The 16,279-nt window shown below is 72.3% G+C and carries 2 protein-coding genes; both read right to left on the reverse strand.

The genetic code is table 11. From position 1 onward, the window contains the following. The coding region (locus tag ACH4B3_RS33925; RefSeq protein ID WP_398469584.1) for a beta-ketoacyl synthase N-terminal-like domain-containing protein at positions 1–4,802 on the reverse strand (4,802 nt) is incomplete at its 3' end. Continuing rightward, on the reverse strand, positions 4,799–16,279 hold an 11,481-nt coding region (locus ACH4B3_RS33930; RefSeq protein WP_398469586.1), incomplete at its 5' end, for a type I polyketide synthase. The genes ACH4B3_RS33925 and ACH4B3_RS33930, both read right to left, overlap by 4 nt.

Consider the following 16,279-nt stretch of genomic DNA (forward strand, 5'->3'; position numbering starts at 1 on the left):
AGTCGGGTGTGGAGGTCGTTTGCGCCGGGGGCGTCGGGTCCGCTGCGGCTGACCAGGAGCAGGTGGCGGGTGTGGTGGTGGGTGGCCAGGTGGGTGGCGACGAGGGAGCCGAGGGTGCCGGTGCCGCCGGTGATGAGGACGGTGCCTTCGGGGTCGGCGTGCCAGCCGGGGGTGTCCTGGGCTGGTTGCGGGGCTCGTACCAGGCGGGGGAGGAGCACCTGGCCGCGGCGCACGGCCGCCTGCGGCTCCGCGGCCGCCAGGACCGTGACCAGCGCGGTGACCAGACCGCCGCCCAGGCCGCCGCCGAGGCCATCGGCGGCGGCCTGACCGGCGGTGCCGGTGCTGGTGGTGGCGGTGGTGGGGCTGATGTCGCTGGTGCTGGTGCCGGTGCCGTAGCTGTTGGCGTCGGCCGCGTGGGCGGTGTCGGGGTCGGCGCTGGGGTGGTCGGTGTCGGTTTCGGTGTCGGGGTGGGTGTGGGGGTTGTGGTCGATGAGGTGGATGCGGTGTGGGTGTTCGGTCTGGGCGGATCGCAGTAGTCCCCAGGCGGGTGCGTGGGCCAGGTCCGGGGCGTGGTCGTCGGGGCCGGTGGCGATGGCGCCGTGGGTGAGGACGATGAGGCGGGTGTCGGTCAGGCGTGGCTCGGTCAGCCATGTCTGCAGCCAGCCGAGGAGGCGGCTGGTCACTGCCCGGGCCTGGTGTGCGGTCTCCTGGGCCGGTGGGCGGGTCTCGGGGTCCGGTGTGGTCTGCCAGTCGTGGACGGTGAGGACCACCCTGCCGGGCGCGGGCTCCCCGGCGTCCAAAGCCGCGATCAGGGCCGGCAGGTCCGCATGCGAGTCGACGGACGCACCGGCGGCGGCGAGCGCGTCCGCCACCCCCGACGGATCACCCTCGACCACCGCCCAGGAGCCGGTGAACGCGTCGCCCGGCGGTGTGGCCACGGTGTCCGCGGGGCCGGGAAGCGGAACCCAGTCGAGGTGGTAGAGGTGTTCCTGCGGGGTGGCTGCCGGGCGGGCGGCCTCCAACTGGCTGGTACTCACCGGCCGGGTCACCAGTCCGGCGACGTCCGCCACGGGTGCGCCGGTGCCGTCGGCCACGGTGATGGCCACCGTGTCGGGCCCGGCCGGGGCGATCCGCACCCGCAGCATGCCGGCCCCGACCGCGTGCAGGGTCACCTCGTTCCAGAGAAACGGAACGCGCGCCTGGTCTGCCTCGGAAGCGGGCCGGTCGCCCGTGTCCCCGAGTGCCAAGGCGTGGAGCGCTGAATCCAACAGCGCCGGGTGGAGCGAGTACGCGGTCGCGGAGGGTGCCTGATCCTCATCCAGGACGACCTCGGCGAAGACTTCGTCACCGCGCTGCCAGGCGGACTTCAGCCCCTGGAACGCCGGCCCGTACTGAAATCCGACCTGCGCGAGCTCGTCGTACAGCTCGGTCACGTCGAGCGGCCGAGCCTCGGATGGCGGCCACTCCTCGTTCAGTGGGTGGGGTGCGGTGGTGGGCTGGGTGGTGGTGAGGATGGCGGTGGCGTGGTGGGTCCAGGGGTGGGTGTCGTCGCTGTCGGTCTCGCTGTCAGCGTCAGGACGGGTGGGGGTGTGGGTGGTGGGTGGTTGGGGGCGTGAGTGGATGGTGAGGGTGCGGTGGTCCGGGTCGTGTGACAGGGCCGGTTGCAGGGTGAGTTGGAGTTGGGAGGGATGGGTGGTGAGGGGCAGGGGTGCGTGGAGGGTGAGCTCGCGGATGTGGGGGTGGTGGGTGTGGAAGGCGGTGTGGAGGCTGAGGTCAAGCAGAGCGGTGGCGGGCAGGAGAGGAGTGTCGAGGATGGTGTGATCGGCGAGCCACGGGTGCTCGGCGGTGGACAGCGTGCCGGTGAAGACATGGGTGCCGTCGGTCAGCTGGATCGAGGCGTGCAGAAGCGGATGATCGGTGGGAGTGAGCCCCGCGGTGACCAGACCCGACACCCCGGAAGCAGGGCTCAACCAAAAACGCCGACGCTGGAAGGGATACGTGGGCAGATCCACCAGACGAGCGGCGGTTCGCCGCTGCTCAGGCAGAGTGTGATGCCAGGCCACCGGAGTGCCGTGGGCGTGCACGAGCGCCAGCGCAGCCAGGAAAACGCGGGCTTCGGAACGGTCCCGGCGCAGGGTGGGAGCGACCACGATCCCGGGGCCGGTGCCGGTGGGTGTTTCGGTGGTGCCTGTCTCGGTGTTGGTGGTGGTGTGGTGGGTGAGGGGGGTGAGGGTGGCGTCGGGGCCGAGTTCGAGGTAGGTCGTGGTGTCATGGGCGTGCAGCCATTGCAGGCCCTGGTGGAAATGGACCGTTGCGCGGGCCTGTTCGGCCCAGTACTCCGGTGACCGGGCCTGCTCCACGGTCAGAGGTGCTCCGGTGACGTTGGAGATCACCGGCAGCTGCGGCTCCCCGTACTCCACCCCGGCCAGGACGGTGCGGAAGTCCTCCAGCATCGGGTCGATGTGGTGGGAGTGGAAAGCGTGCCGGACCCGCAACCGTCGGGTCCGCCACCCCGCGCCCCGCCACCGCTCCTCCAGCTCCGCCACCGCGTCACCGTCACCGGAGACGACCAGGGCTTGCGGGGCGTTGACGGCGGCCAGTCCTGCCCTGCCGGTGTACTCCTCAAGGTCTCCACGGATCTGGTCGGGGCCGGCCTCGACCGCGAGCATGGCACCCTGCCCGGGCAGGTCCTGCATCAGCCGTCCGCGGGCGGCGACGACCGTGCACGCCTGGGGCAGCGACCACACCCCGGCCACATGCGCGGCTGCCAACTCGCCGATGGAGTGGCCGAGCAGGTAGTCCGGTTGGAGACCGCAGTGCTCCACCAGCCGGTACAGGGCCGTCTCCATCGCGAACAACGCCGCCTGGGTGTACAGCGTCTGGTCCAGCAAACCCGCAAGCCCACTGCCCGGCTCAGCGTTCACCACGTCCCGCAGGGGGTGGTCCAGCAGCGGATCGAGATGCGCACACACCTCATCCCAGGCACGGGCGTACACGGGGAAGGTGCGGTACAGCTCGCTGCCCATACCCAGGCGCTGGGAGCCCTGACCGGTGAAGAGGAGGGCCAGTTTCCCGCTGCCGTCCGCGGCACGGCCGGTGACGACGGTCTCGGGGGTGCTGTCCTGGCCGGTGGCCAGACGTCCCAAACCCTCCAGCAGTTCCTGACGCTCACTGCCCAGGACGACCGCGCGGTGTTCGAAGCGGGAACGGGTGGTGGCCAGCGTCCAGGCCACATCCACCGTCCCCAGGTCGCCATGCTGCTCGAGGTGTGCGGTGAGCCGGGCGGCCTGCTCACGTAGCGCGGCCTCGTCCCGCGCGGAGACCACCCACCCCACCGGCACCCCCGGCACTGGACCGCCGGCTGCCTGGTCGCTGCCGGAGTCGGCGGTGGCCGGTTCCGGCAGCACGCTGCTGCCGGGGGGTTCTTCGAGGATCAGGTGGGCGTTGGTGCCGCTGACCCCGAAGGAGGACACCCCGGCCCGCCGTGGACGCTCCGACCGCGGCCACGGCCTCGCCTCGGTCAGCAGACTCACCGCACCCGCCGACCAGTCCACATGCGAACTCGGCACATCAACGTGCAACGTCCGCGGCAACACCTCACGCTGCAGAGCCATCACCATCTTGATGACTCCGGCCACCCCGGCGGCTCCCTGGGTGTGCCCGATGTTCGACTTCACCGACCCAAGCCAGACCGGCTGGTCAGCCGGCCGCTCCCGGCCGTAGGTGGCCAGCAGGGCCTGCGCCTCGATGGGATCGCCGAGGGTCGTGCCCGTGCCATGGGCCTCCACCACATCGACGTCACCCAGCCCGAGCCCCGCGTTCGCCACCGCCTGGCGGATCACCCGCTGCTGGGCCGGCCCGTTCGGCGCGGTCAGACCGCTGCTGGCGCCGTCCTGGTTGACCGCAGTGCCGCGTACCACGGCCAGGACCGGATGCCCGTTCCGCTGGGCGTGGGACAGCCGTTCGACCAGGAGCATGCCGACGCCCTCGGCCCATCCGGTGCCGTCCGCGGCTTCGGCGAACGCCTTGCACCGGCCGTCGGCGGCCAGGCCACGCTGCCGGCTGAACTCCACGAAGCGGAACGGCGCGGACATCACCGTCGCGCCGCCGACCAGGGCCAGCGAGCACTCATCGGCCCGCAAGGCCTGCGCGGCCAGATGCAGCGCCACCAGCGAGGACGAGCACGCCGTGTCGATGGTGACGGCCGGGCCCTCCAGCCCCAGGGTGTACGCCACCCGTCCGGAGGCGATACTGCTGGCGCTGCCGGTGCCCAGATACCCCTCGAGATCCTCGGGAACCCTGGTGATCCCGGCGGCGTAGTCGTGGCCGGCGAAGCCGACGAACACCCCGGTACGGCTGCCCTTCAGATCGGCGGGGGAGATTCTGGCGTGTTCGATCGCCTCCCAGGCCGTCTCCAGCAGCAGCCGCTGCTGGGGATCGGTCGCCAGCGCCTCGCGCGGGGAGAGACCGAAGAACCCCGGGTCGAAATCCGGCGCGTCGGCGAGGAACCCGCCCTCGCGCACGTACGAGGTGCCGGGGCGATCGGGATCCGGGTCGTAGAGCGCTTCCAGGTCCCAGCCCCGATCGGTCGGGAAGCCGGAGATGGCGTCCCGGCCGTCGGCGAGCAACTGCCAGAACTCATCGGGCGTGGCCACACCGCCGGGGTAGCGGCAGGCCATCCCCACGATCGCGATCGGCTCCGCCGACGCGGCGAGGAGCTTCTGATTCTTCCGGCGCAGGCGTTCGACCTCTTTGAGGGACGCGCGCAGAGCCTCGACGATCTTCTCGCCGGACGAGGTCACCATGAGGGGGAATTCCGATCCGTGTCATCAGCCTCAGCGGCCGGGTTCTCGAGTGCCATGTCGATGAGGCCGTCGATGTCCATCGCGTCGATCAGCTCGGACTCGTCGATGTCGTCGGCGTCGGTCGCGTCGGCGGAGCCGTTGTCGGGCGAGCCCTGACCGACCCCGTCACCTGCGGTGATGCCGCCCCCCGCCGCCTCGTCGAGATCGGCGAAGGCGGTGTGCAGCACATGTTCGGCGAGCGCGGCCGGCGTGGGGTAGTCGAAGATGAGGGTGTTGGGCAGTCCCAGCCCGGTGGCCGCGGCGAGCCGGTTGCGGAGCTCGACCGCGGTGAGGGAGTCGAACCCCGACTCCAGGAACCCACGCTCGTCGGGCACCGCGGCCGGACCCGAGTGGCCCAGCGCCGCCGCGGCATGGGTGCGGACCAGATCGACGAGGAGGCGTCGGCGCTTCGGCGCCGCCAGGGCGACCAGCCGGTGACGGAGTTCGGCCCGCGGGTCGGCGGTGGAGGCGGCCGGACTCTCCTCCCCACGGAGCCCGGGGGCCGCCGACCTGACTTCCGGGATGGTGGAGATCAGCGGGCTCGGGCGGGCGCTGGTGAGGGTGGCCGCGAGCTGCGGCCACACGATGTCGGCGACGGTGGTGCAGATGTCGCCGTGCGCCAGGGCCTCCTGGAGCGCCGCCGCGGCCAGCACCGGGGGCATGGGGGGCATGCCCCGTTCCCGGAGCCGCCGGGAAGTGGCGCTCGCGGCCGCCATGCCGCTGCCCGCCCACGGCCCCCAAGCGAGGGAGACCGCGGGGAGACCGTGTGCCCTGCGGTGCTGGGCGAGCGCGTCGAGATAGGCGTTGGCCGCGGCGTACACACCCTGGCCGGGACTGCCCCAGGTCGCCGCAGCGGACGAGAAGAGCACGAAGTGGGCGAGTTCCGCGTCGCGGGTGAGGTCGTGCAGATTGCGCGCGGACCGGGCCTTCGCGTCGAGTACCGTCGCGACCTGTTCGGGAGTCGCCCCGCTGAGCGTTGCGTCGTCCAGCACCCCGGCGGTGTGGATGACGGCGGTGAGCGGGTGTTCCGCGGGCACGGTGGCGAGGAGTTCGGCCAGCGCCCGCGGGTCGGCGGTGTCGCAGGCGGCGATGGTGACCCGGGCCCCGAGGCCGGTCAGCTCGGTGTGCAGGTCGGCAGCACCGGGCGCATCGGCCCCGCGGCGGCTGACCAGCAGCAGGTGGTCGGCCCCCTGAGCAGCGAGATGACGGGCCACATGGCCGGCGAGGGCGCCGGTGCCTCCGGTGATGAGCGTGGTGCCCGACGCGTCCCAGGGCGCCACCGTGGTCCGGGGCTCCGGCCGCGCGCGCTCCAGTCGGGGGGTGTGCAGGCCCTCCGGCCGGACGGCGAGCTGGTCCTGCTTGTCCGGATGCCGCTCGGGTGCGGTGATGTGGTCCAGCACGGCGACGAGCCGGCCCTCCGGACAGCCGGCCGTCAGGTCGACGAGCCCGCCCCAGTGGTGTGGGTGCTCATGCGCGGCGGTCCGCCCGAGCCCCCAGACGAACGCCTGGTCAGGACGGGTAAGCGAGTCGGTCGGGCGTGCGGCGACGGCGTTCTGGGTGACACACCACAGAGGCGCGCTGCCACTCTCCGCCGAATCGCCTTCCGCGGTGTGCGCCTGGATGAGCGCGAGTGTCGCCAGCAACCCGTTCGGCACACCCGGATAACCAGGACGGGTTTCCTCGTCGAGGGCGAGGAAGGAGACGATACGGGTAGGCCGGGGGCCCACACGTCGCAACCGGTCGGCGAGCGTCTTCCGGTCGGCGTCCGCGGTGTCGACCCGCAGGAGGTCGAACGACGCCTGGCGGCCCTCCAAAGCACCGACGAAGGCGCGCACCGCGTCGTCGTGGCGGTCGCCCGCTTCCGGTACGACGAGCAACCAGCGTTCGGATGCCGGGTCGCCGGACCGTGGCGGTGCAGGAGCCGGCTTCCAGCTGACGGTGTAGCGCCAGGTGGAAGTGGTGGCACGTTCCCGCCGCTGACGATGCCAACCGGACAGCAGCGGCAGCAACGCGTCCAGGTGGTTCTGCAGTTCGGCGTCCTCGATACGGAGCGCCCGTGCCACGGCGTCCAGATCCTGCTGCTCGACCGACTCCCAGAACTCCGCGTCCGGGGCGCCCGAGGCCGCCGCGGGGCTCTGCCCGGAGGTGTCAGGGGCGGGGCTGAGCCAGTAATGCCGACGCTGGAAGGGATAGGTGGGCAGATCCACCAGACGCGCGGCGGTTCGCTGCTGCTCGGGCAGGGTGTGATGCCAGGCCACCGGGGTGCCGTGGGCGTGCGCGAGCGCCAGCGCGGCCAGGAACGTGCGGGCTTCGGAACGGTCCCGGCGCACAGTCGGAGCGATCACGATCCCGGTGCCGGGGCTGGTGCCGGTACCAGTGCCTGTCTCGGTGGTGTTGGTGGTGTTGGTGGTGTGGTGGGTGAGGGGGGTGAGGGTGGCGTCGGGGCCGAGTTCGAGGTAGGTCGTGGTGTCGTGGGTGTGCAGCCATTGCAGGCCCTGGTGGAAGTGGACCGTTGCGCGGGCTTGTTCGGCCCAGTACTCCGGTGACCGGGCCTGCTCCACGGTCAGGGGTGTTCCGGTGACGTTGGAGATCACCGGCAGCTGCGGTTCCCCGTACTCCACCCCGGCCAGGACGGTGCGGAAGTCCTCCAGCATCGGGTCGATGTGGTGGGAGTGGAAAGCGTGCCGGACCCGCAACCGTCGGGTCCGCCACCCCGCGCCCCGCCACCGCTCCTGCAGCTCCGCCATCGCGTCACCGTCACCGGAGACGACCAGGGCTTGCGGGGCGTTGATGGCGGCCAGTCCTGCCCTGCCGGTGTACTCCTCAAGGTCGCCACGGATCTGGTCGGGGTCGGCCTCGACCGCGAGCATGGCACCTTGGCCGGGCAGGTTCTGCATCAGTCGTCCGCGGGCGGCGACGACGGTGCAGGCCTGGGGCAGGGTCCATACCCCGGCGACATGTGCGGCGGTGAGTTCGCCGATGGAGTGGCCGAGCAGGTAGTCCGGTTGGAGACCGCAGTGTTCCACCAGCCGGTACAGGGCCGTCTCCATGGCGAACAACGCCGCTTGGGTGTACAGCGTCTGGTCCAGCAATCCAGCAAGCCCGCTGCCCGGCTCAGCGTTCATCACGTCCCGCAGGGGGTGGTCCAGCAGCGGGTCGAGATACACACACACCTCATCCCACGCCCGCGCATAGATAGGGAAGGTGCGGTACAGCTCGCTGCCCATGCCTGGGCGTTGGGCGCCTTGGCCGGTGAAGAGGAGGGCGGTTTTGTGTTTGGTGGTGTGGGTGGTGCCGGTGATGGTGGTGTGGTCGGGGTGGGTGGTTGTGGTGTGGTGGGGGTGGGTGGTGGTGAGGGTGGTGAGTGCGGTGAGGAGTTCGTCGCGGTTGTCGCCGAGGAGGATGGCGCGGTGTTCGAAGCGGGTGCGGGTGGTGGCCAGGGTCCAGGCGACGTCCGTCGTTTCGAGTTCGGGGTGCTGCCGGAGGTGTGCGGCGAGCCGAGCGGCCTGATCACGTAGCGCGGTCTCGTCCCGCGCGGAGAGCAACCACCCCACCGGCACCCCCGGGGCAGGACCGCCGGCTTCCTGATCGCTGTCGGGGTCGGCGGCCGGTTCCGGCAGCACGCTGCTGCCGGGGGGTTCTTCGAGGATCAGGTGGGCGTTGGTGCCGCTGACCCCGAAGGAGGACACCCCGGCCCGCCGTGGCCGGCCCGACCGCGGCCACGGCCTCGCCTCGGTCAACAGACTCACCGCACCCGCCGACCAGTCCACATGCGGGGTGGGCGCGTCCACGTGCAACGTCTTCGGCAGCGACTCGTGCTGGAGTGCCTTGACCATCTTGATGATCCCGCCGACCCCGGCCGCGGCCTGGGTGTGTCCGATGTTCGACTTCAATGAGCCCAGCCACAGCGGTCGTTCGGTGGGACGGTCCTGCCCGTACGTCGCCAGCAGGGCCTGCGCCTCGATGGGATCACCGAGGGTCGTTCCGGTCCCGTGCGCCTCCACCGCGTCGACATCGGACGGGGCGAGCCCCGCGCTGGCCAGGGCCTGGCGGATGACGCGCTGCTGGGCGGGCCCGTTGGGGGCGGTGAGGCCGTTGCTGGCGCCGTCCTGGTTGACGGCGGAGCCGCGGATGACGGCCAGGACGGGGTGCCCGTTCCGCCGCGCCTCGGAGAGCGGTTCGAGGAGCAGCATGCCGGCGCCTTCCGCCATGCCCGTCCCGTCGGCGGCGCCGGCGAACGCCTTGCACCGCCCGTCCTCGGCCAGGCCACGCTGGCGGCTGAATCCGATGAAGACGCCGGGAGTCGAGATCACCGTGACACCGCCGGCCAGGGCCAGTGAGCACTCACCCGCCCGCAGCGACTGGCACGCCAGGTGCAGGGCCACCATCGACGACGAACACGCCGTGTCGACCGTGACGGCCGGGCCCTCCAGCCCCAGCGTGTAGGCCACCCGGCCGGAGGCGACGCTGGCCAGGTTCCCCGTCATCAGGTGACCTTCGGAGACCTCCGGAGTCCGAGGCCACCCGGTGGCGTAGTCGTTTCCGGTCGATCCCATGAAGACACCGGTCTGACTGCCCTTGAGGGACGTCGGTTCGATGCCCGCGCGCTCCAGCGCCTCCCAGGCCGTCTCCAGCAGCAACCGGTGCTGCGGGTCGATGGCCAGCGCCTCCCGCGGGGAGATCCCGAAGAACTCCGGATCGAACTCCCCGGCGTCATAGACGAAGCCGCCCTGGCGGACGTACGAGGTGCCGGGCCGGTCGGGGTCGGGGTCGTACAGCTCGTCCAGGTCCCAGCCGCGGTCCGCCGGGAAGCCGGCGATCGCGTCCCCGCCCGCGGTCACCAGCCGCCACAGGTCCTCGGGCGACGACACACCGCCGGGGTAGCGGCACGCCATGCCGACCACGGCGATCGGCTCGTCGAGCGGCGTGGTCGCCGCGGCCGCCGCCTTCCGCTGCGCCGGAACGAGCGGCCTCCGGGCCTCCGAGCCGGTGTCCGCCAGCTCGGAGACCAGGTGACCGGCGAGCAGGGCGGGGCTGGGGTAGTCGAACAGCAACGTCGCCGGAAGGCGCAGGCCGGTCGCCTTCGCCAGGTGGTTGCGCAGCTCGACGGCGGTCAGCGAGTCGAATCCCGACTCCATGAAGGCCCGTTCCGGATCGACCGCCTCCGCGTCCGGGTGGCCGAGGACGGCTGCCGCATGGGTACGCAGAAGGTCCAGCGCCACGCCCGTACGCTCATGGGGGGCCGCGTCCGCCAGCCGTCGGCGCAGTGCCGCAGCCGGGTCGCCGGCCCCGCGCCGGACACCCGTCCGCGGGCGTCGGCCGGGCACCAGCTTGTGCAGCAGCGGAGCCAGCGCCCCCTGGGCCGCCTGGGCCCGCAGCGTGCCCGCGTCGAGATGCAGGGGCAGCAGCAACGGCTCTTCGGAGCCGACGGCCGTGTCGAACAGTGACAGGCAGCGGTCCACCGGCATGGGCACCAGCCCCGCGCGACCGGCGCGCACCGTGTCGGCCTGGGCCATGCGTCCGGCCATACCGCCGTCCTGTTCCCAGATTCCCCAGGCCAGTGAGAGGCCGGGCAGCCCCTCGCGCCGGCGGTGCTGGGCGAGGGCGTCGAGGAAGACGTTGGCCGTGGCGTAGTTGCCGATGCCGGGCCCGCCGAAGGTGCCGGAGGCCGAGGAGAAGAGGACGAACCGGGTCAGCGGGAGGTGCCGGGTCAGGTGGTGGAGCGTGAGCGCGGCGTCGACCTTGGCCCGCAGGACGGTGTCGAGGCGCTCGGGCGTGAGGCTGGTGAGGACCCCGTCGTCGAGCGTCCCGGCCGTATGGATGACCGCGGACAGCGGCTGTTCGGCGGGGATCGAATCGAGCAGACCGGCCACGGCCGCCGGGTCCGCGATGTCGCAGGCGGCGAGGGTGACCTGCGCGCCCAGGGCGGTGAGGCGGTCCCGGAGCGCGGCGGCTCCGGGCGCCTCGGGCCCGCGGCGGCTGGCCAGCAGCAGGTGCCGGGCGCCGCCGGCGGCGAGATGCGCGGCGAGGTGGGACCCGAGGGTGCCGGTACCGCCGGTGATCAGTACCGTCCCCTCGGCCCCCGCCACCCATCCCGGCGCACCATCCACTTCCACGGTGCGCGCAGTGGCCTCGTCCCGCGGCGTCCCCTCGCGGTCCGCGGCTGCCGGGGGCCGGGGCTCGGTCCCCGCGGCCACCGGGACCGCGGCCGCCGACCGCGGCGCGGGGATCCGGGCCTGCGCCACCGGGGCCGTCGCCTGCGCCACGCGGACGAGACGGGGCACGTACGCGGTGCCGTCGCGCAGGGCGATCTGGGCCTCGTCCGTGACGAGTGTGGCGATCAGGGCGGGGGCGAGGCGCGAGGCGTCGCCGGGGGTGCGTGGATCGTGGTCGACGAGGTGGATGCGGTCGGGGTGTTCGGCTTGAGCGGAACGCAGCAGCCCCCAGACCGGCGCGTGGGCGAGGTCCGGTGCCGGATCGTCGGCACGGCAGCTGACGGCACCCTGGGTCACGACGACCAGGCGGGTGCCGGTGAGCCGCGGCTCGGCGAGCCATGCCTGGAGCCAGACGAGCAGCCGGTGGGCGACGTTCCGCACCTGCCTGGCCTCCCGCCCGGCGGCGCACTCGTCGCCGTCGCGGACGGCCCCCTCGGGGTCGACGTGCCAGTCGCGTACGGTCAGGACCGCCGCCCGTGGCGGTGAACCGGCCGAGTCCACCCCGTCCAGCAGGGCGGCGAGGTGCGGGTACGCCTCGAGCGCCAGCCCGGAGAGCGGCAGCGCATCGGCGAGACCGAGTGGGTCGTCCCCGACGACCACGAGCGGACCGTACGACGCGGGGGCCGCCGCCGCCCCGGGCAGCGCCACCCAGTCGAGCCGGTGCAGACCTTCCGGGGCGCCGGGGCGCGCCGCCTCCAACTGCTCGGGGCCCACCGGCCGGGAGACCAGGCCGTCCACCGTCGCCACCAGGGCGCCGTCCGGATCGGCAACGGTCAGCGCGAGGGTGTCGGCGCCGCACGGACGCAGCCGCACCCGGAAGGCACTCAAGCCGGAAGTGGGCAGGTGCGCATGGACGTGCCGCCACAGGAAGGGCATACGGGCAGGCCCCCGCGCACCGGCCGCATCCGCGCCGTCGCCGCCCTGGCCGCCGCCCACCCCCGTCGGCGTCACCGCGTGCAGGGCGGCATCCAGCAGCACCGGGTGCAAGCGGAACGCGCCGGCCTCCTCATGCCCCTCCTCCTCGGGGAGGGCCACTTCGGCGAAGATGTCCCCGCCCCCGCGCCAGGCCGCCCGGAGGCCCTGGAAGGCGGGCCCGTAGGCGAGACCCCGATCGGCCAGGAGCTCGTACAGGTCGTCGGTCGGGATGGGTTCCGCCCCGACCGGAGGCCAGGTGCTCAAGCCGGGGTCGTCCGCTTCGTGGGAGCTCTCCCCGGGCCCGTCCGCCGTCAGGACCCCTGCGGCGTGCTTGCGCCACACACCGGTCGCCGGTACACCCTCGGCATCCTCGCCGGGCTCCGGCGATCGCGAGTGGATCGCCACCGAACGCCGGTCGTCCTCGCCATCGTCGGGCGCGCCGACGGTGACCTGGAGCTGTACGCCTCCCTCCTCCGGCAGCACCAGCGGGGCGTGCAGCGCCAGTTCCTCCAGATGTGGACACTCGACCTGGGCTCCGGCGTGCAGCGCCAGCTCGACGAGAGCCGTGGCGGGGAGCAGCACAGCGCCCATGACCGTGTGGTCGCTGAGCCAGGGGTGGGTGGAGAGGGAGATCCGCCCGGTGAAGACGTGCGCTCCCTCACTCTCGGCGAGCTGGACCGCGGCACTCAGGAACGGATGCTCCGACACACCCAGCCCGGCGGAGGTGACGTTGCCGCCCGAGGAGCTCTTCACCAGCCAGTAGTGCTGGCGTTGGAAGGGGTAGGTGGGGAGTGGGGTGGGGGTGTGGTGGGTGGGGGGTGGGGTGAGGTGGTGCCAGGTGATGGGGAGGCCGTGGGTGTGGGCGTGGGCGAGGGCGGTGAGGAACTGGTGGGGTCCGCTCTCGTCGCGTCGGAGGGTGCCGATGGTGGTGACGACGGTGGTGGTGCTGCTGCTCTGCTGGTCGGTGTTCTTGCGGTCGCCGTTGAGGTGGTCACCGGTGGGGTGGTTGGGGGTGGGGTGGTCGGTGGTGGTGTCGATGGTGTGGGTGAGGACGGGGTGGGGGCTGGTTTCGATGAAGGTGTGGTGGCCTTCGGCCGCCAGGACCCGTACGGCTTGGGTGAAGCGGACGGGGTGGCGGAGGTTGTCGTACCAGTAGGTGGCGTCCATGTCGGGTCCGGTGACCCATTGGCCGGTGAGGGTGGAGATCAGCGGGATGGCAGGGGTGTGGGGAGTGATCGCGGTGAGGGCGGTGTGGATGTCGTCCCGGACGGTTTCGACGTGCGGGCTGTGGGAGGCGTAGTCCACGGGGATTCGCCGGGCTCGCACCCCCCGGGCCGTGCAGGCTTCCAGGAGTTCCTCCACGGCTGTGGTGTCTCCGGAGACGATGTGGCTGGTGGGCCCGTTGTGGGCGGCGATGCTCACCCGCCTCTCCCAGGGGGCGACCAGGGTCTCGGTGTCCTGTTCGGTGAGGGTGAGTGAGGCCATGGCGCCGGTGCCGGAGAGCCGGGCCAGGGCTTTGCTGCGCTGGGCGATGACGGTGGCTGCGTCGTTCAGGGTGAGGGCTCCGGCGATGTGGGCGGCGGCGATCTCGCCCTGGCTGTGTCCGATGACCGCGTCGGGCTGCACGCCGGCGGCCTGCCACATCCGGGCCAGGCCCACCATCACCGCGAACAGCACCGGCTGGACCACATCCACCCGCTCCAGCGACGCGGCCCCTTCCACCCCCCGCAACACCTCAACCAGCGACCAGTCAGTGTGAGCGTCCAGCGCATCGGCGCACGCCTCGATGTGGGAGGCGAACACCGGCGAGGCGTCCAGCAGATCCGCCGCCATCCCCACCCACTGCGACCCCTGACCAGGAAAGACGAAGACAACCCTCCCCGGCGACCCCACGCGCGCCCCGGTGACGACATGAGGGGTGACCGTTCCCTCAGCGAGGTGCTGAAGATCGTCGGCGTGGTGCCGGAGGACGACGGCGCGGTGGTCGAAGGTGGTGCGGGTGGTGGCGAGGGCGTGGGCGATGCGGGCCGGTTCGAGGTCGGGGTGGTGTTGCAGGTGCGTACGGAGGCGCAGGGCCTGGTCGCGGAGAGCGGCGGCGGTGCGGGCCGAGAGGAGCCAGGGCAGCGGGGCGCCGGTGAGCACGGGTTCGGGGATGGACACGGGAGCCGGCACGGGCGTGGTGGCTGGTGGCTGTTCGAGGATGAGGTGGGCGTTGGTTCCGCTGACCCCGAACGAGGAGACGCCGGCACGCCGGGGGCGATCAGCGAGGTGCGGCCAGGGCTGGGCCTCGGTGAGGAGCGAGACGGCGCCACCGGCCCAGTCGACGTGCGAAGTGGGGACGTCGACGTGCAGCGTCTTGGGCAGTCGCTCGTGCTGCAGCGCCAGGACCATCTTGATCACGCCGGCGACTCCGGCCGCGGTCCCGGTGTGCCCGATGTTGGACTTGATGGAGCCGAGCCAGAGGGGTTGGTCGTCGGGGCGGTTCTGGCCGTAGGTGGCGAGGAGGGCCTGGGCTTCGATGGGGTCGCCGAGGGTGGTGCCGGTGCCGTGTGCTTCGACGGCGTCGACGTCGGCGGGTTGCAGGCCTGCGCTGGCGAGGGCCTGCTGGATGACGCGTTGCTGGGCGGGCCCGTTGGGGGCGGTGAGTCCGTTGCTGGCGCCGTCCTGGTTGACGGCGGAGCCGCGGATGACGGCCAGGACGGGGTGGCCGTTGCGCTGCGCCTGGGAGAGGGGTTCCAGGAGGACCATGCCGGCGCCTTCGGCCCACCCGGTGCCATCCGCGCTGTCGGCGAAGGCCTTGCACCGGCCGTCGGGCGACAGCGCCCGCTGCCGGCTGAACTCCACGAACACGCCCGGTGAGGCGATCACGGTCACTCCACCGGCCAGGGCGAGGGAACACTCACCCGCCCGCAGCGCCTGGCAGGCCAGGTGCAACGAGACCAACGACGAAGAGCAAGCGGTCTCCACGGTGACCGCGGGGCCCTCCAGGCCCAGGGTGTAGGCCACCCGTCCCGAAGCCACACTCGTCATATTGCCGGTGAGCAGGTAGCCCTCGACCGAGTTCGACGCGTCCTGCAGGCGCGGTGCGTACTCCTGGGCCGCGGCGCCGATGAAAACCCCGCTGCGGCTTCCTCGCAGCGTGGCCGGGTCGATGCCCGCGCGCTCCACCGCCTCCCAGGCCACTTCGAGGAGCAGTCGCTGCTGGGGGTCGGTCGCCAGCGCCTCCCGCGGCGAGATCCCGAAGAACGCCGCGTCGAACTGCCCCGCGTCATGGAGGAACCCGCCCTGGCGGACGTACGACTTACCCGGCTTGCCGGGCTCCGGGTCGTAGAGCCCCTCGAACTCCCAGCCCCGATCGGTCGGGAACCCCGAGATCGCGTCGGTACCCGAAGCGACCAGGTCCCACAAGGCCTCCGGCGACGAGGCCCCGCCGGGGAAGCGGCACGCCATGCCCACCACGGCGATGGGCTCGTCAACCGCTACCGACGACCGGTCCAGGACCAGCGCCCGGCTCTTCTCCGACGTGCCCAGAACCCGCTCGCCCAGGTACCGGGCGAGAGCGCCCGGGCGCGGATGGTCGAAGATCAACGTGGTGGGCAGGGCCAGCCCCGTGACGCTGCGCAACCGATTGCGCAGTTCGACGGCGGACACGGAGTCGAAGCCCAACTCGGTGAAGGCGCGCTCCGGTTGCACGGCGTCCGCAGCGCTGTGCCCCAGCACCTCTGCGGCGTGCAGACACACCAGATCGGTCAAGACCCGCTGCCGTTCGGCCTTCGGCATCCCGGCCAGACGGTCTCGCAGGGCCACCGTGGCCCCCGCGGCGGACTCGTCCCGCTCCTCGGCGCGGTTCAGGATCTCCCGTACCTCGGGTACGTCGCTGATCAGCGAACTCGACCGAACCGAGGCCGCACGCGGGGCGAACCGTTCCCAGTCCATGTCGGCGATGAGCACGGCCGTCTCGTCGTGGCCCAGGACCTGCTCCAAAGCGCCCGCCACGAACGCCCGGTCGAAGCGCGGCCGCCCCTCCGGAGGCTGCGCGGTCGCGTCCCCGGAGGGAAGCCCGTACCACTCACCCCAGGCGATCGAGGTGGCGGGCAGCCCAGCCGACCGACGGTGATGTGCCAAGGCGTCCATGAAGGCGCTCACCGCGGCGACCCCCGTGTGATCACTTCCGCCGAACGTCGCCACCGTGGACGAGAAGAGGACGAACGCGGTGAGGGGGTGGTGTCGGGTGAGGTGGTGGAGGTGCCAGGCGGTGTGGGTTTTGGGGTTGGCGAGGTGGGTGAGGTCGTGGAGGGTGGTGGT

The organism is Streptomyces sp. NPDC018031 (assembly GCF_044327625.1).
Classification (GTDB): Bacteria; Actinomycetota; Actinomycetes; order Streptomycetales; family Streptomycetaceae; genus Streptomyces.